The organism is Pseudomonas sp. B26(2017) (genome assembly GCF_002113045.1).
GTDB lineage: Bacteria > Pseudomonadota > Gammaproteobacteria > Pseudomonadales > Pseudomonadaceae > Aquipseudomonas.
Map to the genome: position 1 here is coordinate 276,758 of NZ_NEJJ01000003.1, position 22,992 is coordinate 299,749.

Annotated in this window: 17 protein-coding genes and 1 pseudogene; 15 read left to right on the top strand and 3 right to left on the bottom strand. The window is 61.3% G+C overall.

Annotated elements, in window-relative coordinates:
- Positions 1–109 precede the first annotated feature (109 nt).
- Together CAF79_RS06585 and edd are read right to left on the bottom strand one after the other, a co-directional pair.
- On the bottom strand, positions 110–1,063 hold the full coding sequence (locus CAF79_RS06585; RefSeq protein WP_085697150.1) for a glucokinase: 954 nt from the start codon (positions 1,061–1,063) through the stop codon (positions 110–112).
- Positions 1,060–2,886, bottom strand: coding sequence for a phosphogluconate dehydratase (gene edd / locus CAF79_RS06590; protein ID WP_064598951.1), 1,827 nt, complete (start codon positions 2,884–2,886; stop codon positions 1,060–1,062). Before edd ends, CAF79_RS06585 begins: the two co-directional genes overlap by 4 nt.
- A gap of 221 nt (positions 2,887–3,107) precedes the next feature.
- Here edd and gap point away from each other — a divergent pair, with 221 nt between their 5' ends.
- The 9 genes and pseudogenes from gap (at position 3,108) to CAF79_RS06630 (ending at position 13,659) form a co-directional block, all read left to right on the top strand.
- A complete protein-coding gene (gene gap, locus CAF79_RS06595) occupies positions 3,108–4,109 on the top strand; it encodes a type I glyceraldehyde-3-phosphate dehydrogenase (RefSeq protein ID WP_007951174.1) in 1,002 nt (333 codons plus the stop codon).
- 190 nt (positions 4,110–4,299) lie between these two features.
- Entirely contained in the window at positions 4,300–4,818 is a 519-nt protein-coding gene (locus CAF79_RS06600) for an RNA polymerase sigma factor (RefSeq protein WP_085697151.1), read from the top strand.
- A 122-nt stretch (positions 4,819–4,940) separates the two neighbouring features.
- Positions 4,941–5,906 (top strand): FecR domain-containing protein, encoded by a 966-nt coding sequence (locus tag CAF79_RS06605; RefSeq protein ID WP_085697152.1) that lies wholly within the window; start codon positions 4,941–4,943, stop codon positions 5,904–5,906.
- Positions 5,907–6,028: 122 nt separating this feature from the next.
- On the top strand, positions 6,029–8,614 hold the full coding sequence (locus CAF79_RS06610; protein WP_085697153.1) for a TonB-dependent receptor: 2,586 nt from the start codon (positions 6,029–6,031) through the stop codon (positions 8,612–8,614).
- 111 nt (positions 8,615–8,725) lie between these two features.
- Complete coding sequence (locus tag CAF79_RS06615) at positions 8,726–9,322, top strand: biliverdin-producing heme oxygenase (RefSeq protein ID WP_085697154.1); 597 nt, start codon at positions 8,726–8,728, stop codon at positions 9,320–9,322.
- Positions 9,323–9,502: 180 nt separating this feature from the next.
- Positions 9,503–9,898 carry a YbaN family protein gene (locus CAF79_RS06620; RefSeq protein WP_085697155.1) on the top strand — a complete coding sequence of 132 codons (396 nt, stop codon included), beginning with the start codon at positions 9,503–9,505 and terminating at the stop codon, positions 9,896–9,898.
- A gap of 453 nt (positions 9,899–10,351) precedes the next feature.
- A pseudogene (locus tag CAF79_RS29680) lies at positions 10,352–11,359 on the top strand (HAMP domain-containing protein); the annotation flags it as partial.
- A 102-nt stretch (positions 11,360–11,461) separates the two neighbouring features.
- Complete coding sequence (locus CAF79_RS29685; RefSeq protein ID WP_371320921.1) at positions 11,462–12,217, top strand: methyl-accepting chemotaxis protein; 756 nt, start codon at positions 11,462–11,464, stop codon at positions 12,215–12,217.
- Between the two features lie 92 nt (positions 12,218–12,309).
- Positions 12,310–13,659 (top strand): CoA transferase, encoded by a 1,350-nt coding sequence (locus CAF79_RS06630; protein WP_085697156.1) that lies wholly within the window; start codon positions 12,310–12,312, stop codon positions 13,657–13,659.
- Positions 13,660–13,734: 75 nt separating this feature from the next.
- On the opposite strand, the gene arcD (CAF79_RS06635) is transcribed toward CAF79_RS06630, so the two are convergent.
- Entirely contained in the window at positions 13,735–15,162 is a 1,428-nt protein-coding gene (gene arcD, locus CAF79_RS06635; RefSeq protein WP_085697157.1) for an arginine-ornithine antiporter, read from the bottom strand.
- 448 nt (positions 15,163–15,610) lie between these two features.
- Between arcD (CAF79_RS06635) and arcD (CAF79_RS06640) the strand changes: the two genes are divergently transcribed.
- The 6 genes from arcD (CAF79_RS06640) (at position 15,611) to CAF79_RS06665 (ending at position 22,602) form a co-directional block, all read left to right on the top strand.
- Entirely contained in the window at positions 15,611–17,038 is a 1,428-nt protein-coding gene (arcD, locus tag CAF79_RS06640) for an arginine-ornithine antiporter (RefSeq protein ID WP_085697158.1), read from the top strand.
- Between the two features lie 34 nt (positions 17,039–17,072).
- Positions 17,073–18,329, top strand: coding sequence for an arginine deiminase (arcA, locus tag CAF79_RS06645; protein ID WP_085697159.1), 1,257 nt, complete (start codon positions 17,073–17,075; stop codon positions 18,327–18,329).
- Positions 18,330–18,398: 69 nt separating this feature from the next.
- Positions 18,399–19,409 carry an ornithine carbamoyltransferase gene (locus CAF79_RS06650; protein WP_085697160.1) on the top strand — a complete coding sequence of 337 codons (1,011 nt, stop codon included), beginning with the start codon at positions 18,399–18,401 and terminating at the stop codon, positions 19,407–19,409.
- Positions 19,410–19,530: 121 nt separating this feature from the next.
- Complete coding sequence (arcC, locus tag CAF79_RS06655) at positions 19,531–20,460, top strand: carbamate kinase (RefSeq protein ID WP_085697161.1); 930 nt, start codon at positions 19,531–19,533, stop codon at positions 20,458–20,460.
- 62 nt (positions 20,461–20,522) lie between these two features.
- On the top strand, positions 20,523–20,885 hold the full coding sequence (locus tag CAF79_RS06660; RefSeq protein ID WP_085697162.1) for a DUF5064 family protein: 363 nt from the start codon (positions 20,523–20,525) through the stop codon (positions 20,883–20,885).
- Positions 20,886–21,093: 208 nt separating this feature from the next.
- Positions 21,094–22,602, top strand: coding sequence for a sigma-54-dependent transcriptional regulator (locus CAF79_RS06665; protein WP_085697163.1), 1,509 nt, complete (start codon positions 21,094–21,096; stop codon positions 22,600–22,602).
- Positions 22,603–22,992 lie beyond the last annotated feature (390 nt).

The following is a 22,992-nucleotide window of genomic DNA, read 5'->3' on the forward strand; positions in this document are numbered from 1 at the left end:
CACGCTCTGCGTGGGAATGTATCAAGGGACGCTCCGCGTCCAGTGACGCAGAGCGTCACGGGCTGCATTCCCACGCGGACGGTTCGACGCCCCGACGTGGGAACGATCTTCAGCCTTCCTGCTCGAGCGCCACTCCTGCACCGACAAGCCCCGAGTACGGCGCCGTCACCAGCCACACCGGAATGCCCTTGAAGTAATCGCTCATGCAGCCCTTGTCGGCGAAGCTGCGGGCGAAACCGCTTTCGAGGAAGAAATCGGCGAAACGCGGAATCACGCCACCCACGATGTACACCCCGCCACGGCCGCCAACGGTCAGCACGTTGTTGCCGGCCACGCGACCAAGCCAGCAGCAGAATTGCTCCAGCACTTCCAGGGCAATCGGGTCGCCCGCAAGGCCTGCCGCAGTGATGGCTTCCGGCGTGTCGAGTTTCGGTTCATGCCCGTCCACCGCGCAGATCGCACGGTACACCCGCGGCAAGCCGCCGCCGCTCAACGCGGTTTCCGCGCTGACGTGGCCGATTTCGTTGTAGATGTGCTGCCAGAGCTGGGTTTCGCGCGGGCTGCTCAGCGGCAGATCGACGTGACCGCCCTCTCCCGGCAACGCGGCGAACCGCCCTTCACCGAGATCAAGCAACGTGCCGACGCCCAGGCCGGTGCCCGGGCCGATGACCACTGCCGGGCGCAATGGCTCCGGCTCGCCTTCGCAGACCACGCGGAATTCGCCGGGCTGCAAACGGGTCATGCCCAGCGCCATCGCCGAGAAGTCGTTGACCAGCAACAACTGCTCAACCTGCAAGGTCTGGCAGAACGCCTTGCGACTCAGGCGCCAGTGGTTGTTGGTGAACTTGAATTCATCACCGCTCACCGGCCCCGCCACCGACAGGCACACCGAACCGATGGCACCCGGCGCCAGACCCAGCCCGCTCAGGTAGAGGCTGATCGCCTCTTCCGGGCTGGCATGGTCGGCGGTGGCCAGCACCTGAACCGATTCGAGCTGCTGATCTTTCCACAACGCAAACCGCGCGTTGGTGCCTCCGATGTCACCGACCAAAGCCAGTTTCAATTAAGCGTCTCCAGGGCAGAAGTGAAGGCGCTGGCGCCCTGCTCCGCCGAGCTGAAGGCCAAACGCATGAAGCCAAACAGTTCGCGACCGCTGCCGATGTTGTTGCCCAACAGGCCTTTGGCGGGTTCGCGCGCTGCGAATTCGGCGGCGTCCACCTTGAGTTCCAAAGTGCCTTTGACGCCATCGACGCGGATGATATCGCCCTCTTGCACGCGCGCCAAAGCGCCACCCACATAAGCTTCCGGACTGACGTGAATCGCCGCCGGGATTTTCCCCGAGGCGCCGGACATGCGTCCATCGGTCACCAGCGCAACCTTGAAGCCGCGATCCTGCAGCACGCCGAGAAACGGCGTCATCTTGTGCAGTTCCGGCATGCCGTTGGAGCGCGGGCCCTGGAAGCGCATCACCGCGACGAAATCCTTCTCCAGAAGACCGGCCTTGAAGGCGTCGGCCAGATCCTGTTGATCCTGGAACACCATGGCCGGCGCTTCGACGATCTGGTTTTCGAGCGCGACGGCGGACACCTTCATCACCCCGCGACCGAGGTTGCCTTCCATCACACGCAAGCCGCCCTCTGCCGAGAACGCACGGGCCACCGGGCGCAGGATGTTTTCGTCGAGGCTGTCGGTCGGGCCTTCGCGCCACACCAGCTTGCCGTTATCGAGGAACGGTTCCTTGGTGTACTGGCTCAGGCCGTGGCCGAGCACGGTGTTGACGTCTTCGTGCAACAGGCCGGCTTCGAGCAGTTCGCGAATCAGGAACGACATGCCGCCGGCGGCCTGGAAGTGGTTGATGTCAGCCTTGCCGTTCGGATAGACGTGGCTCAGGGTCGGCACGACTTCGGAGAGGTCGGCCATGTCCTGCCAGGTCAGTTGAATGCCCGCCGCCATGGCGATGGCCGGCATGTGCAGGGTGTGGTTGGTCGAACCGCCGGTGGCGTGCAGCGCGACGATCGAGTTGACCAGCGCCTTCTCGTCGACGATTTCGCCGATCGGCAGGAAGTTGCCGTTCTGCTTGGTCAGACGGGTGACCTGATGCGCGGCTTCGCGGGTCAGGGCTTCACGCAGCGGCGTGTTCGGGTTGACGAAGGAGGCGCCCGGCAAGTGCAGGCCCATGACTTCCATCAGCAACTGGTTGGTGTTGGCGGTGCCGTAGAACGTGCAGGTGCCCGGGCTGTGGTAGGACTTCATTTCCGATTCCAGCAGCTCTTCGCGGGTCGCCTTGCCTTCGGCGTACTTCTGCCGCACGTCGGCTTTTTCCTTGTTGGAAATCCCCGAGACCATCGGCCCGCCCGGAACGAAAATCGTCGGCAGGTGACCGAAACGCAGCGAGCCCATCATCAGGCCCGGCACGATCTTGTCGCAGATGCCGAGCATCAGCGCGCCGTCGAACATGTTGTGGGACAGCGCCACCGCCGTCGACATGGCGATCACTTCGCGGCTCGGCAGGCTCAGTTCCATGCCGGGCTCGCCCTGGGTCACGCCGTCGCACATCGCAGGCGTGCCGCCGGCGAACTGGCCGACCGAGCCGATTTCGCGCAGGGCGTTCTTGATCTGTTCCGGGAAGACTTCATACGGCTGGTGCGCCGAGAGCATGTCGTTATATGACGAAACAATTGCGATGTTTGCCGAGTTCATCATCCGCAGGCTGTGCTTGTCTTCGCTGCCACATCCGGCCACGCCGTGGGCGAAGTTGGCGCATTGCAGCTTGCCGCGCATCGGCCCGTCAGTTGCAGCGCCGCGAATCAGCGCAAGGTAAGCCTGACGCGTGGCGCGGCTGCGGGCGATAAGCCGTTCGGTGACCTCAAGAACGCGGGGATGCATGTTTAGAACTCCAGGCTAACGGATGTGGCGACCTGATTGTCTATGCTGATCAAGGAGCCCGCACGCATGGGATGACGGGCGGTTTTCTTGATCATTCGGACCAGTTGATTCAGGTCACTCGTTGTAGATAAAACAAAATATTGCCACTAAAAAGGCTTGTTTTCTATTTTTATGCGAATAATCTTGTAATTCCAACAACAAAACGACGGCGGCGCTGCTCAATGACTCTTCGAATCGCAATCAATGGTTTTGGCCGCATCGGCCGTAATGTCCTGCGTGCACTGTATACCCAGGGCTATCGTCAGGATTTGCAGATCGTCGCCATCAACGATCTGGGCGACAGCGCGATCAATGCGCATCTGCTCAAGTACGACACCGTTCATGGCACATTCGACGCCGAAGTTGCTCATGACAACGAGAGCCTGACCGTCAACGGCGACCGCATTTCGGTCAGCGCCATCCGCAACCCGGCCGACCTGCCATGGGCCGCGGAAAAGATTGATGTGGTGTTCGAATGCACCGGTCTGTTCACCGACCGGGCCAAAGCCGCCGCGCATATTACCGCCGGCGCACGCAAAGTGATTATCTCGGCCCCGGCCAAGGGCGCCGATGCCACCGTCGTTTATGGTGTGAACCACGACATTCTGCGCCAGTCGCACCAGATCATTTCCAACGCGTCGTGCACCACCAACTGCCTGGCGCCGGTGGCCCAGGTGCTGCACCGCGAACTGGGCATCGAAAGCGGTCTGATGACCACGATTCACGCCTACACCAACGACCAGAACCTGACCGACGTCTATCACACCGACCCGTACCGCGCGCGCTCCGCCACCCAGAACATGATCCCGAGCAAGACCGGCGCTGCCGAAGCTGTGGGCCTGGTGCTGCCGGAACTGGCGGGCAAACTGACCGGCATGGCCGTGCGCGTACCGGTGATCAATGTGTCGCTGGTTGACCTGACCGTGCAGTTGAAGCGCGAAGCCTCGGCCGATGAAGTCAATGCACTGATGAAAGCAGCGAGCCAGCATTCGAAGATCCTCGGCTACAACACCCTGCCGCTGGTATCGAGCGACTTCAACCACAACCCGCTGTCGTCGATCTTCGATGCCAACCACACCAAATCCAGCGGCAAGCTGCTGAAAGTGCTGGCCTGGTACGACAACGAGTGGGGCTTCTCCAACCGCATGCTCGATAACTGCCTGGCGCTGTGCAACGCGGAATAAACAGCTATCCACCAGTGGGATCGAGCTTGTTCGCGAAAGCGGCAGGTCAGTCGACATTTAATTGCCTGACACGACGCCTTCGCGAGCAAATCCCCTCCCACAGTTTTTTGATCTCAATCTGAAATCAACACTTGACCACTCCGGCGGATGATAAGCATTATCATTCGCTCGAAACGGATCAGGTCCTCCCGTGAGTCATTCGCAGTTCAATCACGTTTTCCTCGCCCAGCGCACTTCACTGCTGCGAACGCTGGAACGCATGGTCAACAACCACAGCACCGCCGAAGACCTGCTGCAGGAAACCTACCTGCGCGTCACCCGGGCGCTGAGCGAGCGGGACATCGATCACCTTGAACCCTTTGTTTTCCAGACCGCGCGCAATCTGGCGCTGGACCATTTGCGTGCGCGCAAGATTCAATCGCGAACCATGGTCGACGACGTGCCGCAGGACGTGGTGCACAGCGTCGCCGCCCCCGCCAGCAGCGCCGAAGACGCCGCCCACGCCGAACAATTGCTGGAGCGCCTGAACGTGAGCCTCGGTGAACTCAGCCCCCGCCAGCAGCAAATCTTCATCCTCAGCCGCCTGCATGGGCGCAGCTATCAGGAAATCGCTGAAGAACTGAGCGTTTCCCTCAGCACGGTGCAGAAAGAACTCAAACTGATCATGACCATCTGCATCGGTGTCGCCGAACGCTTGAACGGCGACTGATCGGCAGCCTTGTCGGTATTGGACAGGATCGACTGCACTGATCATCGGGCTTTGTTACCCTTGCCCGACTTTTACGCTTCACCAAAAAAACAGCCGTGCACAGACACTGCCGAGGAAACACCGTGACGGACATCCACCGCTCCCCTTCGCCTTCATCGGCGCAGGACGCCGCAAGTGCAATGGACCAGGCGCTGGACTGGCTCATCGTGCTCGGCAGTCCGGACGAGGAGCAAACCCGGCAATTCCATGCCTGGCTGGCGGCCGATCCGTTGAATGGCGAGGCGTTCGCCAAGGCCCAAGCAATCTGGGACGGCCCGCAGATCGCCCGGTGCGCGCAGAACCTCGCGGCCAAGCCGAAGAAAGTCACCGTCCTCACACGCCTGCGCCCGCACTGGAAACCGCTGGCCACTGCTGCCGTTCTGCTGCTCGGGCTGTTCAGTTTCAGCAACCTGCCGATGCGTCTGCAGGCCGATCACCTGACCGTGGTCGGCGAGCGTCAGCGCCTGCAGCTTGAGGACGGCTCGAAAGTCCTGCTCAACACCAATTCCGCGTTCTCCAGCACGATCAACGATCAGCAGCGAGTCGCGCGGCTGTATCAGGGCGAAGCGTTTTTCGAGATCCCGGCCAGCCGCAGCCAGCCGCTGGAAATCGATGCCGGCCCGGTGAAAGCCAGCGTGCGCGACACCGCATTCGCCGTGCGTTATCTGGATGGCGTGGCGCAGGTGCGCGTGCAGCGCGGCGATGTCGATTTGCGGGCTACCCGTGACGATGCCCGTGTGCGGCTGTCCGCCGGGGAAAGCATCCGCATCGGCCCGAACGGTTTCGACCGCTCGGCCAAGGTCGACGCCGCCACCGATCTGGCCTGGGTACAGGGTCGGCTGATCTTCGAGAACTGCCCGCTGAGCCAAGTGCTGGCGGAACTGCGCCGCTACTATCCGGGATTCATCATCAACACCAGCGAACGGTTGGCCGACGTCGCCGTCACCGGCAATTACCGCCTCGACCAGCCGCTGGACGCAGTGCGTTCGCTCGCTCACATCACCTCGGCCAAGCTTCAGGAATTCCCGGCGCTGGTGATTTTGAACTAAATGAGAATTATTTTTACTCGATAGCCAAAGCTCGTTCGTCTCGTTATAGCCAATGCAATTGATTCGCATCTCGCGAGATCAATCAGCACCTATAAAGATTCGTGCGACACGGAGCGCTATCGATGTCCTCACGCCTTACCCGCCAGACTTCTTCCCCTTCCCGCGTGCTGTCGCTGCTGACCGCCGCCATCCTGATGGCCGGCACCGCGCCGCTGATGGCCGCCACTGAACAGCCGACGCGCAACATGGGCGACTACTCGTTCGCCATCGCTCAGCAACCGCTGGTGTCAGCGCTCAACGCGTTCACCGCCGTCACGGGCTGGCAGGTCGGTTTGCCGGCGCAACTGGGTCAGGACGTATCGTCGCCGGGCGTGCGCGGTTCGCTGCCACCGGAAAAAGCCCTGGAGCGTCTGTTGGTGGGGACCAACCTGAGCTTCCGCAAACTGAGCAACAACAACGTCGTGCTGGAGAAACGCGTCAGCAGCGGCGCACTCAACCTCGATCAGGTGACCATCAGCGCCACCCGTCAGGCACAGTCGGTGAACAGCGTGCCCAGCACCGTCACCGTGCACACCCGCGAAGAACTCGACCGCAACAACGTCAACACCATCAAGGATCTGGTGCGCTACGAGCCGGGCGTATCCGTCGGCGGCGCCGGCCAGCGTGGAGGGATCAGCGGCTACAACATCCGCGGCATCGACGGCGACCGCATCCTGACTCAGGTCGACGGTGTCGAAGTGCCGGACGGTTTCTTCAACGGCCCCTACGCCAAGACCCAACGCAACTACGTCGACCCGGAAATCATCAAACGTGTCGAAATCCTCCGTGGCCCGGCCTCGGTGCTGTACGGCAGCAACGCCATCGGCGGCGCCGTCAGCTACTACACCCTCGACCCGGACGACATCATCAAGCCCGGCAAAGACGTCGGTGCCCGCCTGAAAACCGGCTACAGCTCCGCCGATGAGAGCTGGCTGAAATCCGCCACCGTCGCCGGTCGCGCCGACCAGTTCGACGGTTTGCTGCACTACAGCCAGCGCGACGGCCACGAAACCGATTCCTACGGCAGCAACAACGGCATCGGCCTGGAGCGCACCGCCGCCAACCCGGAAGACGTGAAAGCCACCAACGTGCTGGCCAAGATCGGCTGGAACTACAACGAGGGTTCGCGCCTGGGCCTGACCTACGAAAAGTACAAGGATGATCGCGACACCGATCAGAAAAGCGCCTACGGCGGCCCGTACTTCAACGGTGCTCCGACGATCCCGAACAGCGTGCTGCCCGGCGGCATGTACCAGTGGCGTACCGGCAACGACACCATCACCCGCGAGCGTTTCGGCCTGGAGCACAGCTTCGAGCTCGACAGCCTGCTGGCGGACAACGTGAAGTGGAGCCTCAACCACCAGACCGCCAAGACCGATCAGAGCACCGAAGAGTTCTACTACCCGATCACCCGCAAAGTGCTGCGCACCCGCGACACGATTTACGAAGAGAAACAGTGGGTCTTCGACGCGCAACTGGACAAGGCATTCGCCATCGGTGACACCGATCATGTGCTGACTTACGGCACCACCATCAAGCAGCAGAAAGTCACCGGCTCGCGCAGCGGCGACGGCAAGTGCCTGGCGGTCGGTCGCGGCTGCACCGCCATCGGCGCTACCAGCGCGGCTGACGTACTGAAGAAGTCCAGCGACTTCCCGGACCCGACCATCAACACCTACAGCCTGTTCGCCCAGGATCAGATCAGCTGGAACAACTGGACCTTCCTGCCGGGCCTGCGCTACGACTACACCCGGCTTAAGCCGCACATCACCCAGGAGTTCCTCAACACCGTGGCCGCCGACGGCAACGGCACGGTCAGCGACGAGAACAAGACCTGGCATAAAGTCTCGCCCAAATTCGGCCTGACCTACGCCCTGACCGACAACTACACCTGGTACGGTCAGTACGCCGAAGGCTTCCGCACCCCGACCGCGAAAGCGTTGTACGGCCGCTTCGAGAACAGCACCACCGGCTACAACGTGGCGCCGAACCCGGACCTGGAACCGGAAAAAAGCAAAAGCTATGAAACCGGCCTGCGCGGCAACTTCGAGCAAGGCTCGTTCGACGTGGCGGTGTTCTATAACAAGTACCGCGACTTCATCAACGAAGACGCCGTCACCCCGGGCTACAGCGAGCTGACGTTCCAGTCCAGCAACATCAAGCACGCCACCATCAAGGGCGCCGAAGTCAAAGGGCGTCTGAATCTCGACGCGTTCGGCGCGCCACAAGGCCTGTACACCCAGGGCTCGATTGCCTATGCCTACGGTCGCAACAACGACACCGGCGAACCGCTCAACAGCGTCAACCCGCTGACCGGCGTATTCGGCCTCGGTTACGACCAGGACAACTATGGCGGCCTGCTGAGCTGGACCGTGGTCAAGAAGAAGGATCGCGTCGACGACAGCAACTTCAAGTCGCCGGACGGTGTGAGCAGCCAGTTCAAGTCGCCGGGCTTCGGCATTCTCGATCTGACCGGGTTCTACAAAGTCACTGACGACGTCACCGTCAGCGGCGGCATTTACAACCTGACCGACAAGAAATACTGGCTATGGGACGACGTGCGCGGTTACGACAGTGTCGGCGAAGCCTCGGTGACACAACCGGCCAACCTCGATCGCCTGACCCAGCCGGGTCGCAACTTCGCGATCAATCTGGTCTGGGATATCTGATCCGGATGACCTCACGGCACGCGTGCATTGCCGCGCCGTGAGGTTTTTTTACTGTCCGGCGCTTGCCCGTACGTCTCGTTATCAAGCGCCTCTTCTTTTCAAGGACATCTCATGAGCACCCAGGAAAAAGCCCTGCGTTCGCAACGCTTGAACCAGATCACCCACGAGCCGCACAGCAAGCTCGATGCACTGGTCAAGGCCCACGCGCCGTTCGAGAACCGCGCCAACTTCGCCCGCTTCGTGGTCGCGCAGTACCTGTTTCAGTCGGAACTGGTGTCGCTGTACAACGATGCCGAACTGATCGCCATCGTCCCTGACCTGCCGGCCCGCTGCCGCGCCGAAGCGGCCAGGGCAGACCTCGCGGACCTCGACACCGAAGTGCCCGTACCCGTCGCCGGTGCGCTGAAAAACCCGAGCAAGGCCCGCGCCCTGGGTTGGATCTTCGTGTCTGAAGGCTCCAAGCTCGGCGCTGCGTTTCTGATCAAGCGCGCCGTTGCCCTGGACCTGAGTGAAACCTTCGGCGCCCGTCACCTGGGCGAGCCTGAAGGTGGTCGCGCCGAAGGCTGGAAGCGCTTCGTGCGCACCCTCGATTCGCTGCAACTCAGCGCTGAAGAAGAAGCTGAAATGGAGCAGGGCGCGATCGATGCGTTCAACCGCTTCACGGTGTTGCTGGAACAGGCTTACGCCAAAGAAGCCGAACCGGCCTAAAGCGACACAGACCGCCCATTGTGGGAGCGAGCTTGCTCGCGAAGAGGCCGTCAGATTCAACATCATCGTTGACTGACGTACCGCTTTCGTCGGAGCGCCGCCCGGAGCAAGCTCGCTCCCACAGGGAACTGCACAAGTCTGTAAGATTGCCATTTCGCCTCACGCATTCCCCCCGAGCCCATGCCCCAACCCGCCTCTTCTCGACTCGCCCGCCTGCTGTTCGGCCTGCTCGCCTATGTCAGCCTCGGTATCGGCCTGATCGCCATCGTCGTGCCCGGCCTGCCGACCACCGAGTTCATCCTGCTCGCCGCCTGGGCCGCGACCCGCAGCTCGCCGCGCCTGAGTGCCTGGCTGGAAAACCATCGGCTGTTCGGGCCGATCCTGAGCAACTGGCGCAACGGCAAGATCATCGCCCGCAAGGCCAAGGTCAGCGCCACCGTCAGCATGCTGCTGTGCGCGACCCTGATGCTGGTGATGCTCGATCACGGCTGGCCGATTTATCTGGCGATTGCAGGGATGACGATGGGCAACCTGTGGATCTGGTCGCGACCGGAAACGCTGCCGAAGATTTCCTGATTTTCCCCTTGTTTTCAGGGCTTTTACCCACGCAAACGTTTAGTCATGACCGTTCGTCGGCATGTCGCTCATGCACTCTCGCCTCGCGCCGATGAGCATTGAATGGCGCTGAATGGATTTGGCGATCCGGGCTCCTCCCTGCCCCGCAGCCAACAGTTCATTCATTCGCGAGAACGTCCCATGTTCGACTCTCTGTCCATACGCCTGAAAATCGTCCTGCTGTCCGGCCTGTGCCTGCTCGGTGTGGTTGCGCTGATCGTCGGCATCAATATCTACCAGACCAACCAGAACGATGAACTGGTCAGCCAGTCGAGCAGCAGGATGCTCACCGCCAGCGTGCAGAACCTGCTGCAGGCCAAGGCTGCCGAACAGGCGGTGCAGGTACAGAAAACCTTCGGTGAAAGTCTGCTGGTGATTACCACGCTGGCCGACCAGATCAAGGACATGCGCGTCATGGCCGCCAAGCGTTCGCTGGACGCCGGCGCCCTGCGTGAAGAGTTGAACCTGAGCCTGAAGACCGCGTTCGAGCGCAACAGCAAGGTGCTCGGCATCTGGCTGGCCTTCGAACCCAATGGCCTCGACGGCAAGGACAGCGAGTTCGTCAATGACGCCGCGCGCCAGTCCAACGAAGCCGGGCGCTTCGCCACCTACTGGAGCCGCGCCGCCGGTTCTGCGCTGAACACGATCATGGTCGAAGAGGACATGAACAAGACCACCCTCAGTGTCAGCGGCACGCCTTACAACAGCTGGTACACCTGCCCTCGCGACAACAAGCGCACCTGCCTGCTCGACCCTTACGCCGACACCGTGGGCGGCAAGGAAATGCTCATGACCACCATTGCCGTGCCGCTGCTGGTGGATGGCAAGGCTATCGGCGTGGTCGGCGTCGACATCGCCCTTGATGCACTGCAAGCGGCGGCCGTGGGTTCCCAGCGCGAACTGTTCAACGGTGCCGGGCACATGCTGATTGTCTCCGGCAGCGGCGTGTTGGGCGCCTACAGCACCGACGCGACCAAGGTCGGCAAAGGCATCGCCGAAACCCTCGGCACCGAAGGCAAGGACATCCTGCAACTGCTGAGCGCCGGCACGCCGAAGATTCTGGAACAGGGCGATCTGATCCGCGCCGTTTACCCGGTCGATCCGATCGGCAACTCCCGCGCCTGGGGCGTGGTCATCGACTTGCCGAAACAAGTGCTGCTGGCCGACTCGGTCAAACTGCAAGCGGTGCTCGACGACGCTCAGCAAACCGGCTTGATGACCACGCTGACGGTGGCCGTGATCGCCGGTCTGATCGGCCTGGTACTGATCTGGCTCACCGCCTCGGGCGTGACCCGTCCGATCAACAGCGTCGCCGAAATGCTGAAGAACATCGCCAGCGGCGAAGGCGACCTGACCCAGCGCCTGAACTACACCAAGAAGGATGAACTGGGCGAACTGGTGAACTGGTTCAACCGCTTCCTCGACAAGCTGCAACCGACCATCGCCCAAATCAAACAGAGCATCACCGAAGCCCGTGGCACCGCCGATCAATCGTCGGAGATCGCCCGCCAGACCAGCGAAGGCATGCAGGTGCAGTTCCGCGAGATCGATCAGGTGGCGACCGCGTCCAACGAAATGAGCGCCACCGCCCACGACGTCGCCAACAGCGCTTCGAATGCCGCCAACGCGGCGAAAGGCGCCGACCAGTCGGCCAAGGACGGGATGTCGATCATCGAGCGCAGCACCCGTGACATCAATCAACTGGCCGACGAAGTCAGCAAAGCGGTCACCGAGGTCGAAGAGCTGGCGGTCAACAGCGAGCAGATCGGTTCGGTGCTGGAAGTGATCCGCAGCATCGCCGAACAGACCAACCTGCTGGCGCTGAACGCCGCGATCGAAGCGGCCCGCGCCGGTGAAAGCGGTCGTGGTTTCGCGGTGGTGGCGGACGAAGTCCGTAACCTGGCCAAGCGCACCCAGGATTCGGTGGAAGAAATCCGCGTGGTCATCGAACGCATCCAGACCGGCACCCGTGGCGTGGTCGCGACCATGCACTCGAGCCAGACCCAGGCCCACAACAACGCCGGGCAGATCCGCCAGGCCGTGGACGCCCTCGGCAAGATCAGCGATGCAGTCACTGTGATCAGCGACATGAACCTGCAAATCGCCAGCGCCGCCGAACAGCAGAGCGCCGTGGCCGAAGAGGTAAACCGCAACGTCTCGGCGATCCGTACCGTCACCGAAACCCTGACCGAACAGGCTACCGAATCGGCGGCGATCAGCAGCCAGCTCAACGCCCTGGCCAGCCAGCAGATGAAATTGATGGATCAGTTCCGCGTGTAATCGCTCGCCCTGACTCCCACAGGGGACAGAGTGTTTCATCGAGGTCGATAGTGTTTTGCACTATTCTGCCCTCTCGTTCAGGAGGGCCTTCGATGACCGATCTGCTCACGTCCATTCAAGCCGCACTCGGCTTGTCCCCCACGCCGATTGCATTTACCGCCGAGGGCGCCCTGCCCTCGGTGTTCGCCGTCACCGACCTTGCCTGCGCCAGCATTGCCGCTGCCGGGCAAGCGGTTGCCGAACTCCTTCAGCAGCAGACCGGCGACTTGCCCACTGTAGAAGTCGACCGACGTCTTGCGTCGTTCTGGTTCGCCACCTCGCTGCGACCGATCGGCTGGGCAGTGCCGCCCCTGTGGGATCCGGTGGCCGGCGACTACGCGACCAAAGACGGCTGGATCCGCCTGCACACCAACGCCCCGCATCACCGCGCCGCCGCTGAAAGCGTGCTCGGCGCTTGCGCCGACCGGGCGGCGATGGCGGCGAAAGTCGCGCAATGGGCCAGTGCCGATCTGGAGCAAGCGGTGGTCGATGCCAAGGGTTGTGCTGCCGAAATGCGCAGTTGGGCGCAGTGGCAAAAACATCCGCAGGGGTTGGCGGTGAATGCCGAACCCTTGGTGCATTTCAGTGACGGGAAAGACGAAAGTCATCAACCCTGGCAAGGCTCGGTGGCGCAACCATTGGCCGGGCTCAAGGTGCTCGATCTGACTCGCGTACTCGCCGGGCCGACTGCCAGCCGTTTTCTTGCAGGGCTCGGCGCCAATGTGTTGCGCATCGACCCGCCGACCTGGAACGAACCCGGCGTGGTGCCGGAAATGACCCTCGGCAAACGTTGTGCGCGGCTGGATCTCCATCAACCGGCGGATCGTGCGGTATTTGAAGGGTTACTCCAGGACGCTGACATCCTGTTGCACGGCTATCGCGCCGACGCTCTTGAACATCTCGGCTTCGGCGTCGAACGTCGCCGGCAACTGGCACCGGGGCTGATCGATGTCTGCCTCAATGCCTACGGTTGGAGCGGCCCATGGCAGAACCGTCGGGGGTTCGACAGTCTGGTGCAGATGAGCAGCGGCATCGCCGAGGCCGGGCAGCGCTGGAAGCAGGCAGACAAACCGACACCGCTGCCGGTACAGGCGCTGGATCATGCGACGGGGTATCTGATGGCGGCGAGTGTGATTCGGTTGCTGGCTGAACGGTTACGCAGTGGTCGAGGTGGCTCGGGGCGGTTGTCGCTGGCGCGGACAGCGAAGCTGTTGATCGAACATGGGCCGGGGACGGACGAAGTGCTGCGTCCGGAGGATGCAAAGGATCAGAGTTTGCAAATGGAACAGACGCCGTGGGGGCCGGCGCATCGGCTGCAAACGCCGCTTCGTATTGCTGGAACGCCGTTGCAGTGGGCTTTGCCGGCAACCGAGTTGGGCTCACATCCAGCGCAATGGTTTTGAAGGAGTGCGGATATCAATCCGCACGACTCAAGGTTGTCCACAGCACCTGCGCCGCATCCCGCCGCAGTCGCAATCTCACAGTGACAACACGCCGCTGTACAACCCGTAGGCCGCAAGCCCGGCCCCGGCGATGACGCAGGTGAAAATCCCTTTCTCGAGCGTGGTGAACAGTGGCTCGCCCTGCTCATGTTTGGCCTTGGCGAACAGGATCACTCCCGGCGCATACAGCAGCGCCGACAGCAGCAGGTATTTCACCCCGCCGGCATATAACAGCCACACCGCATAACACAGCGCGATGCCGCCGATCAGCAGATCCTTGGTGCGTTCGGCGGAGGCATGTTCATAGGTTTCACCCCGTCCGCTGAGCAACACGGCGTAGGCCGCCGACCACAGATACGGCACCAGAATCATCGACGAGGCGAGGTAGATCAGGCTGGTGTAAGTGCCGGCGGAAAACAGCGTGATCAGCAGGAAAATCTGGATCATCACGTTGGTCAGCCACAACGCGTTGACCGGCACATGGTTGGCGTTTTCCTTTTTCAGGAACGCCGGCATCGTATTGTCCCTGGCGGTGGCGAACAGGATCTCCGCGCACAACAGCGCCCACGACAACAACGCACCGAGCAACGAAATGGCCAGGCCCACGCTGATCAGCAACGCGCCCCATGGTCCGACGATGTGTTCCAGCACGGCGGCCAGCGACGGGTTCTGCAAGATCGCCAGCTCCGGCTGACTCATGATCCCCAGCGACAACACATTGACCAGCACCAGCAGCGCCAGCACACCGAGGAAACCGATCACCGTGGCGCGGCCGACGTCCGTGCGTTTCTCCGCCCGCGCCGAGTAAACGCTCGCGCCTTCGATACCGATAAATACAAACACGGTGACCAGCATCATGTTGCGCACCTGATCCATCACGCCGCCGAAATTCGGATTGCTGCGGCCCCAGATATCGCGGGTAAAAACGTCGGCCTTGAACGCCACGGCGGCGATGATCACAAACATGATCAACGGAATGATCTTGGCCACGGTGGTCAACTGATTGATCAGCGCTGCTTCCTTGATCCCGCGCATCACCAGAAAGTGCACGGCCCACAGCAACACCGAGGCACAACCGATGGCAGTTGGCGTGTTGCCCTGGCCGAACACCGGAAAGAAGTAGCCGAGGGTGCTGAACAGCAACACGAAATACCCGACGTTGCCCAGCCAGGCGCTGATCCAGTAACCCCACGCCGAAGAAAAGCCCATGTAATCGCCGAACCCGGCCTTGGCGTAGGCATAGACGCCGGAGTCCAGTTCCGGTTTGCGGTTGGCCAGGGTCTGGAACACGAAGGCCAGGGTGAGCATGCCGATCGCCGTGATCCCCCAGCCGATCAGGATGGCCCCGGCATCGGCCCGGGCCGCCATGTTCTGCGGCAGGGAGAAAATCCCCCCGCCAATCATCGACCCCACCACCAGGGCGATCAGTGCGCCAAGGCGTAGCTTTTGCGTCGGTTGCGACATTCCAGCGTCTCCAAGTTCCAGAGCGGCAACTGCCGCGAAACCGTTATGCAACCGGCTTTTAACTAAATGGATAAAGCGTAATGACGTTTATTGAATAACGCCAATCAACACCCGTTATATATAGCCATCGGCACTAACGCATAGCACGTTCAGTTAGTTTTGTGCGCGAATCCTGATAAATCAATTCTGTACTGAAAACAGCGATGAAAAATTTGCCAAAACCTGAAAAGGAACTAGCGTGATAATTCGAAAGTAATAGGATCCATTCTTAACCACTTCGGACAAAGGCCTCTAGGACGGGCCTTCCAGAAAATAGCCTTATGCCTCCAGACGTTTCATAAGTCATTCATTAACAATGGAATGTGACTATGCACTGATCTAAGTCAGCTGTTTGAAAAGCCAACAGAACTACGCTGTGAACTCTTCTCTCCTGCAATGGAGTCATGCAATGTCTGAAGCTCCCGGAAAACTACGACTAGGTGCACTGGTTGCATTGGTAGTCGGTTCAATGATCGGTGGCGGGATATTCTCTTTGCCACAAAACATGGCCGCCAGCGCCGACGTCGGCGCGGTATTGATTGGCTGGGCCATCACTGCCGTCGGCATGCTCACCCTCGCTTTTGTCTTCCAGACCCTCGCCAACCGAAAGCCTGACCTTGATGGCGGTGTCTACGCCTACGCCAAGGCCGGTTTCGGCGACTACATGGGTTTCTCTTCGGCCTGGGGCTACTGGATCAGTGCCTGGCTGGGTAACGTCGGTTATTTCGTTCTGCTGTTCAGTACCCTCGGTTATTTTTTTCCGATTTTCGGGGAAGGCAACACTGTTGCCGCCGTGATCGGCGCCTCTGTCCTGCTATGGGCCGTGCACTTTCTGGTGCTGCGCGGGATCAAGGAAGCGGCGTTCATCAACCTCGTGACCACTGTCGCCAAGGTCGTGCCGCTGCTGCTGTTCGTCTTGATCGCGCTCTTCGCCTTCAAACTGGACATCTTCACCGCCGACATCTGGGGTGCGAAGAACCCGGACCTGGGCAGCGTGATGAACCAGGTGCGCAACATGATGCTGGTCACCGTGTGGGTGTTCATCGGCATCGAAGGCGCGAGCATCTTCTCGGCCCGGGCGGAAAAACGTTCGGACGTCGGCAAGGCGACCGTGCTCGGCTTCATCACCGTGTTGCTGTTCCTGGTGCTGGTGAACGTGCTGTCGCTGGGCATCATGACTCAGCCGGAACTGGCCAAACTGCAGAACCCGTCGATGGCCGCCGTGCTGGAACATGTGGTCGGTCACTGGGGCGCGGTGCTGATCAGCGTCGGTCTGGTCATCTCGCTGCTGGGAGCGTTGCTGTCGTGGGTGCTGTTGTGTGCGGAGATCATGTTCGCCGCCGCCAAAGACCACACCATGCCGGAGTTCCTGCGCAAGGAGAACGCCAACCAAGTGCCGGTCAACGCCCTGTGGCTGACCAACGCGATGGTGCAGCTGTTCCTGATCATCACCCTGTTCTCGGCCAGCACTTACCTGTCGCTGATCTACCTCGCCACTTCGATGATTCTGGTGCCGTACCTGTGGTCGGCGGCCTACGCCCTGCTACTGGCGGTGCGCGGCGAAAGCTACGAAGGCTTCGCGGCCGAACGGCGCAAGGATCTGATCATCGGTGCCATCGCCCTGATCTACGCGATCTGGCTGCTCTACGCCGGCGGCGTGAAGTACCTGCTGCTGTCGGCCCTGCTCTATGCCCCGGGCGCGATCCTGTTCGCCAAGGCCAAGCTCGAACTCAATCAACCGGTTTTCACCAACGTCGAGAAGCTGATTTTCGCCGCAGTGGTCGTGGGTGCCCTCGTGGCCGCCTACGGACTGTACGACGGCTTCCTGACTCTGTAATTGCCCAACGTTTTCTCTCTGGAGGATCACTGAAATGACCACGGAAAAAGTTAAGTACGGCGTCCACTCCGAAGCCGGCAAACTGCGCAAAGTCATGGTTTGCTCCCCAGGTCTGGCCCATCAGCGGCTGACCCCGAGCAACTGCGACGAACTGCTGTTCGACGACGTCATCTGGGTCAATCAGGCCAAGCGCGACCACTTCGACTTCGTCACCAAAATGCGCGAGCGCGGGATCGAAGTGCTGGAAATGCACAACCTGCTGACCGACATCGTCGGCAACCCCGAAGCGCTGAAATGGATTCTGGATCGCAAGATCACCCCCGACACCGTCGGCGTCGGCCTGACCAACGAAGTGCGCAGCTGGCTCGAAGGCCTGGAGCCACGCAAGCTCGCCGAGTTCCTGATTGGTGGCGTCGCCGGCGAAGATCTGCCGGACAGCGAAGGCGCCAGCGTGATCAAGATGTATCGCGACTACCTGGGCCATTCCAGCTTCCTGCTCGACCCGCTGCCCAACACCCAGTTCACCCGCGACACCACTTGCTGGATCTACGGCGGCGTGACGCTCAACCCGATGTACTGGCCGGCCCGTCGCCAGGAAACCCTGTTGACCACCGCCATCTACAAGTTTCACCCCGACTTCACCGGTGCCGACTTCGAAGTCTGGTACGGCGATCCGGACAAGGACCACGGCAAAGCCACTCTCGAGGGCGGCGACGTGATGCCGATCGGCAACGGCGTGGTGTTGATCGGCATGGGCGAGCGCTCCTCGCGCCAGGCCATCGGTCAACTGGCCCAATCGCTGTTCGCCAAAGGCGCGGCCGACAAAGTCGTGGTCGCCGGCCTGCCGAAATCCCGCGCGGCAATGCACCTGGATACCGTGTTCAGCTTCTGCGACCGCGACCTGGTGACGGTCTTCCCGGAAGTGGTCAAGGAAATCGTGCCGTTCATCATCCGTCCTGACGAAAGCAAACCTTACGGTCTGGACGTACGACGGGAGAACAAAACGTTCCTCGAAGTCGTGGCCAACTCGCTGAACCTGCCGAACCTGCGCGTCGTGGAAACCGGCGGCAACAGCTTCGCCGCCGAGCGCGAGCAATGGGATGACGGCAACAACGTGGTGGCTCTGGAACCTGGGGTCGTTATCGGCTACGACCGCAACACCTACACCAACACCCTGCTGCGCAAGGCCGGGGTCGAGGTCATCACCATCAGCGCCGGCGAACTTGGCCGTGGCCGTGGCGGCGGCCACTGCATGACCTGCCCGATCGTGCGCGACCCAATCGACTACTAAACGACCATCTCCCCGGCCGCACTGACCCTGTCGCGGCCGGGCCGATTACCGAATCCAAGGAGAATCATCATGGCGTTCAACATTCACAACCGTAACCTGCTCAGCCTGGAACACCACACCCCACGTGAGCTGCGCTACCTGCTCGACCTGTCCCGCGACCTCAAGCGCGCCAAGTACACCGGCACCGAGCAGCAACACCTCAAGGGCAACAACATTGCCCTGATCTTCGAAAAAACCTCGACCCGCACCCGCTGCGCGTTCGAAGTCGCCGCCTATGACCAGGGCGCCAACGTCACCTACATCGATCCGAACTCTTCGCAGATCGGCCACAAGGAAAGCATGAAGGACACAGCCCGCGTGCTGGGTCGCATGTACGACGCCATCGAGTACCGTGGCTTCAAGCAGGAAATCGTCGAAGAACTGGCCAAGTTCGCTGGCGTGCCGGTGTTCAACGGCCTGACCGATGAATATCACCCGACCCAGATGATCGCCGACGTGCTGACCATGCGTGAGCACGCCGACAAGCCGATCCACGAAATCAGCTATGCCTACCTGGGCGACGCGCGCAACAACATGGGCAACTCGCTGCTGCTGGTCGGCTCCAAACTGGGTATGGACGTGCGCATCTGCGCGCCGAAAGCCCTGTGGCCGCACGATGACCTGGTCGATCGCTGCAAGCAATACGCAGAAGAAAGCGGCGCTCGCATCACCCTGACCGAAGACCCGAAAGCGGCGGTCAAGGGCGTGGATTTCATCCACACCGACGTCTGGGTATCGATGGGCGAGCCGGTTGAAGCCTGGGCCGAGCGGATCAAGCAACTGCTGCCGTATCAGGTCAACGCCGAGCTGATGAAAGCCACCGGCAACCCGCGCACCAAGTTCATGCACTGCCTGCCGGCGTTCCACAACAGCGATACCAAGGTCGGCAAACAGATCGCCGAGCAGTATCCGCACCTGGCCAACGGCATCGAAGTGACCGACGACGTGTTCGAGTCGCCGGCCTGCATCGCCTTCGAGCAAGCGGAAAACCGCATGCACACCATCAAGGCGATTCTGGTGTCGACTCTGGCTGATCTGTAACCCGGCTTTGGCACTGATCGTTCCCACGCTCCGCGTCCGCTGTGACGCAGAGCGTCACGGGATGCATTCCCACGCGGGAGCGTGGGAACGATCAGCGATCAACACGAAAAGGACATGCACCATGCGTATCGTCGTAGCTCTGGGCGGTAACGCCCTGCTCCGCCGTGGTGAGCCGATGACCGCTGACAACCAGCGCGCCAACATCCGCATCGCCACCGAGCAAATCGCCAAGATTCACTCCGGCAATCAACTGGTCATCGCCCACGGCAATGGCCCGCAAGTCGGCCTGCTGTCGCTGCAGGGCCTCTCCTATAAACCCGATGAAGCCTACCCTCTGGACGTGCTCGGTGCCGAAACCGAAGGCATGATCGGTTACATCATCGAACAGGAACTGGGCAATCTGCTGGACTTCGAAGTGCCGTTCGCCACCCTGCTCACCCAGGTCGAAGTCGATCCCAAAGATCCGGCTTTCAAAGACCCGACCAAATTCATCGGCCCGGTCTATGCCAAAGAAGAAGCCGAGCGCCTGGCCCAAGAGAAAGGCTGGGTGGTCAAGGCCGACGGTGACAAATACCGTCGCGTGGTGGCCAGCCCGAAACCCAAGCGCATCTTCGAAATTCGCCCGATCAAATGGCTGCTGGACAAGGGCAGCATCGTGATCTGCGCCGGCGGTGGCGGCATTCCGACCATGTATGGCGCTCACGGCAAGCTGCAAGGCATCGAAGCGGTGATCGACAAGGACCTGTGCTCGGCGCTGCTGGCCGAACAATTGGAGGCGGACTTGCTGGTGATCGCCACCGACGTCAACGCGGCGTACGTCGACTTCAAGAAACCGACCGAGAAAGCCATCGCCCAGGCCCATCCGGACGAACTCGACCGCCTGGGTTTCGCCGCCGGTTCCATGGGGCCGAAGGTGCAGGCAGCTTGCGAATTTGCGCGCCATACTGGCAAGGTCGCGGTGATCGGTTCGCTCTCGGACATCGAAGCCATCGTCCAGGGCACCGCCGGTACGCGGGTCAGCACGGCAGCGCCGGGCATCACCTATCGATAAAAAGAAACTCCGGGGGCAGACCTCAGGTCTGCCCTTCTCCCATGCCTTGAAAGGAGAAAACCATGGCCCAGTTCGAACCCGGTCATTTGCATATTGAGCGGCATGCGTTGACTGACGATGACGTCAATTACAACGTGCACCTCGACTATGAAGTGTTCACCGACCCTCAGAAAGGCAAAGGGATACAGTTCACCCTTCACGGCAGCATGCAGGGCAAAGAGGTCAACGAACCGTTCTTTCTGCCCAAGGAGGAAGCCTACAACTTCGCCCGCAACGTGACGCAGATCGCCGAAAAATACGGCATCCCCAAGAGCCACAGCCAGCTCGGCTCGGTGCACAAGCATTACGACCTGATGTTTGAAGACATCCGCAAGCAGTTGAACATGCAATCCGGGGATCCGGTCAATCTCGAGCATTTCGAGTGACTCGAACTCACCCCATACCCCTGTGGGAGCGAGCTTGCTCGCGAAAGCGCTCTGTCAGTCCATATCTTCATTGCTGATACACCGCATTCGCGAGCAAGCTCGCTCCCACAAGGGTATGTAGCCAGCGGAAGAACGCGCCCGGTTTCACCATTTCCCCGCCCCAAGGCATACTTGCCACCCTCCGCACTCCAGAACCCAGAACCACCCCATGCGTATCCACGTCAGTTTCATCGACCGCGTCGGCATCACCCAGGAAGTCCTGGCGATCCTCGGCGGACGCAATCTCAATCTGGATGCGGTGGAGATGATCCCGCCCAACGTCTACATCGACGCCCCGACCTTGAGCCCGCAAGTGCTCGAAGAACTGAAAGATGCGCTGTTTCGCGTGCGTGGCGTAGAAGCAGTGACCGTGGTCGACATTCTCCCCGGCCAGCGCCGGCACTTGCAGCTCGACGCCTTGCTCGCGGCAATGACCGACCCGGTACTGGCACTGGACAGCGCCGGCAAGGTGCTGCTGGCCAACCCGGCGCTGATCGCCTTGTACGGCCGCGAGCCGGCAGGCGAAAGCGTTTCGGAACTGTTCAATGATCCGCTCCTGCTGGAAACGTTGCTGGAGCAGGGCTTCCGCCTGCCGCTGCGGGAAATCACCGTCAACGGCCAGACCCTGTTGCTGGACGCCACGCCGATCACCGACGCCGGCGCCCTGCTCACCCTGTATCAGCCGAACCGCATCGGCGAACAACTCTCGGCGCTGCACCACGACCATGCCGAAGGTTTCGATGCGCTGCTCGGCGAATCCCCGCCGATCCGTACCCTCAAGGCCCGCGCGCAACGCGTCGCGGCCCTCGATGCACCGCTGCTGATCCAGGGCGAAACCGGTACCGGCAAGGAACTGGTGGCCCGCGCCTGTCACGCCATCAGCGCCCGGCACAACGCACCGTTTCTGGCGCTGAACTGCGCGGCCCTGCCGGAGAACCTCGCCGAGAGCGAACTGTTCGGCTACGCCCCCGGTGCCTTCACTGGTGCACAACGCGGCGGTAAACCGGGGCTGATGGAACTGGCCAACCAGGGCACGGTATTCCTCGATGAGATCGGCGAGATGTCGCCGTACTTGCAGGCCAAGCTGCTGCGCTTCCTCAATGACGGCAGCTTCCGCCGGGTCGGGGGTGATCGCGAAGTAAAGGTCAACGTGCGGATTCTCAGCGCGACCCATCGCGACCTGGAAAAAATGGTCAGCGAAGGCCTGTTCCGCGAAGACCTGTTCTACCGCCTCAACGTGCTCAACGTCGAAGTGCCGCCGCTGCGCGAACGCGGCCAGGACATTCTCCTGCTGGCGCGCTATTTCATGCAGCAGGCCTGCGCGCAGATCCAGCGCCCGGTCTGCCGCCTCGCCCCGGGCACTTACCCGGCGCTGCTCGGCAACCGCTGGCCGGGCAACGTGCGGCAATTGCAGAACGTGATCTTCCGCGCGGCGGCCATCTGCGAAAGCAGTCTGGTGGACATCGGCGACCTCGACATCGCCGGCACCTCCGTGGCGCGTCAGACCGACAGCGACGTCGACAGCCTGGAAGAAGCCGTGGAAGCTTTCGAGAAATCCTTGCTGGAAAAGCTCTACGTCAGCTACCCCTCGACCCGCCAACTGGCCAGCCGCCTGCAGACCTCGCACACCGCGATCGCCCACCGATTGCGCAAATACGGCATTCCCAACAAACCCTGATCTGACCGCAAATCCCCTGTGGGAGCGAGCTTGCTCGCGATGGCGGTGCGACATCCAAAAAGCTGTCGACTGACACGCCCTCATCGCGAGCAAGCTCGCTCCCACAGGGTTTTCCATCCAGCCGGCTCTCCATCCAGTTGAGAGTCCCAGCCCAAAAGCGACCTCCATCTGTACTGAAAGCGCTACAGCGGAACGATATCGCTACACCCTCCTCCGATTACCGCCGTGCAAGGCTTTGATCCGCTTCAGCTTTTTTCTTCGCCCCGAGCTGTAGCGATTTCGCTACAAGCTCCACCCTCAAAGCCTCTCGGAAAAATATCAACTCATTGATTTATAACGATATTTTTACGTTGGCCGCGTTCTTGCTAAGTAACCGCTCATAAAATCAGG

Coding starts and splice junctions, on each gene's coding strand:
- edd (WP_064598951.1), bottom strand. CDS start 2,886: ATGCATCCCCGCGTTCTTGAGGTCACCGAACGGCTTATCGCCCGCAGC.
- gap (WP_007951174.1), top strand. CDS start 3,108: ATGACTCTTCGAATCGCAATCAATGGTTTTGGCCGCATCGGCCGTAAT.
- CAF79_RS06610 (WP_085697153.1), top strand. CDS start 6,029: ATGTCCTCACGCCTTACCCGCCAGACTTCTTCCCCTTCCCGCGTGCTG.
- CAF79_RS06615 (WP_085697154.1), top strand. CDS start 8,726: ATGAGCACCCAGGAAAAAGCCCTGCGTTCGCAACGCTTGAACCAGATC.
- CAF79_RS06620 (WP_085697155.1), top strand. CDS start 9,503: ATGCCCCAACCCGCCTCTTCTCGACTCGCCCGCCTGCTGTTCGGCCTG.
- CAF79_RS29685 (WP_371320921.1), top strand. CDS start 11,462: ATGCAGGTGCAGTTCCGCGAGATCGATCAGGTGGCGACCGCGTCCAAC.
- CAF79_RS06630 (WP_085697156.1), top strand. CDS start 12,310: ATGACCGATCTGCTCACGTCCATTCAAGCCGCACTCGGCTTGTCCCCC.
- arcD (WP_085697157.1), bottom strand. CDS start 15,162: ATGTCGCAACCGACGCAAAAGCTACGCCTTGGCGCACTGATCGCCCTG.
- arcD (WP_085697158.1), top strand. CDS start 15,611: ATGTCTGAAGCTCCCGGAAAACTACGACTAGGTGCACTGGTTGCATTG.
- arcA (WP_085697159.1), top strand. CDS start 17,073: ATGACCACGGAAAAAGTTAAGTACGGCGTCCACTCCGAAGCCGGCAAA.
- CAF79_RS06650 (WP_085697160.1), top strand. CDS start 18,399: ATGGCGTTCAACATTCACAACCGTAACCTGCTCAGCCTGGAACACCAC.
- arcC (WP_085697161.1), top strand. CDS start 19,531: ATGCGTATCGTCGTAGCTCTGGGCGGTAACGCCCTGCTCCGCCGTGGT.
- CAF79_RS06660 (WP_085697162.1), top strand. CDS start 20,523: ATGGCCCAGTTCGAACCCGGTCATTTGCATATTGAGCGGCATGCGTTG.
- CAF79_RS06665 (WP_085697163.1), top strand. CDS start 21,094: ATGCGTATCCACGTCAGTTTCATCGACCGCGTCGGCATCACCCAGGAA.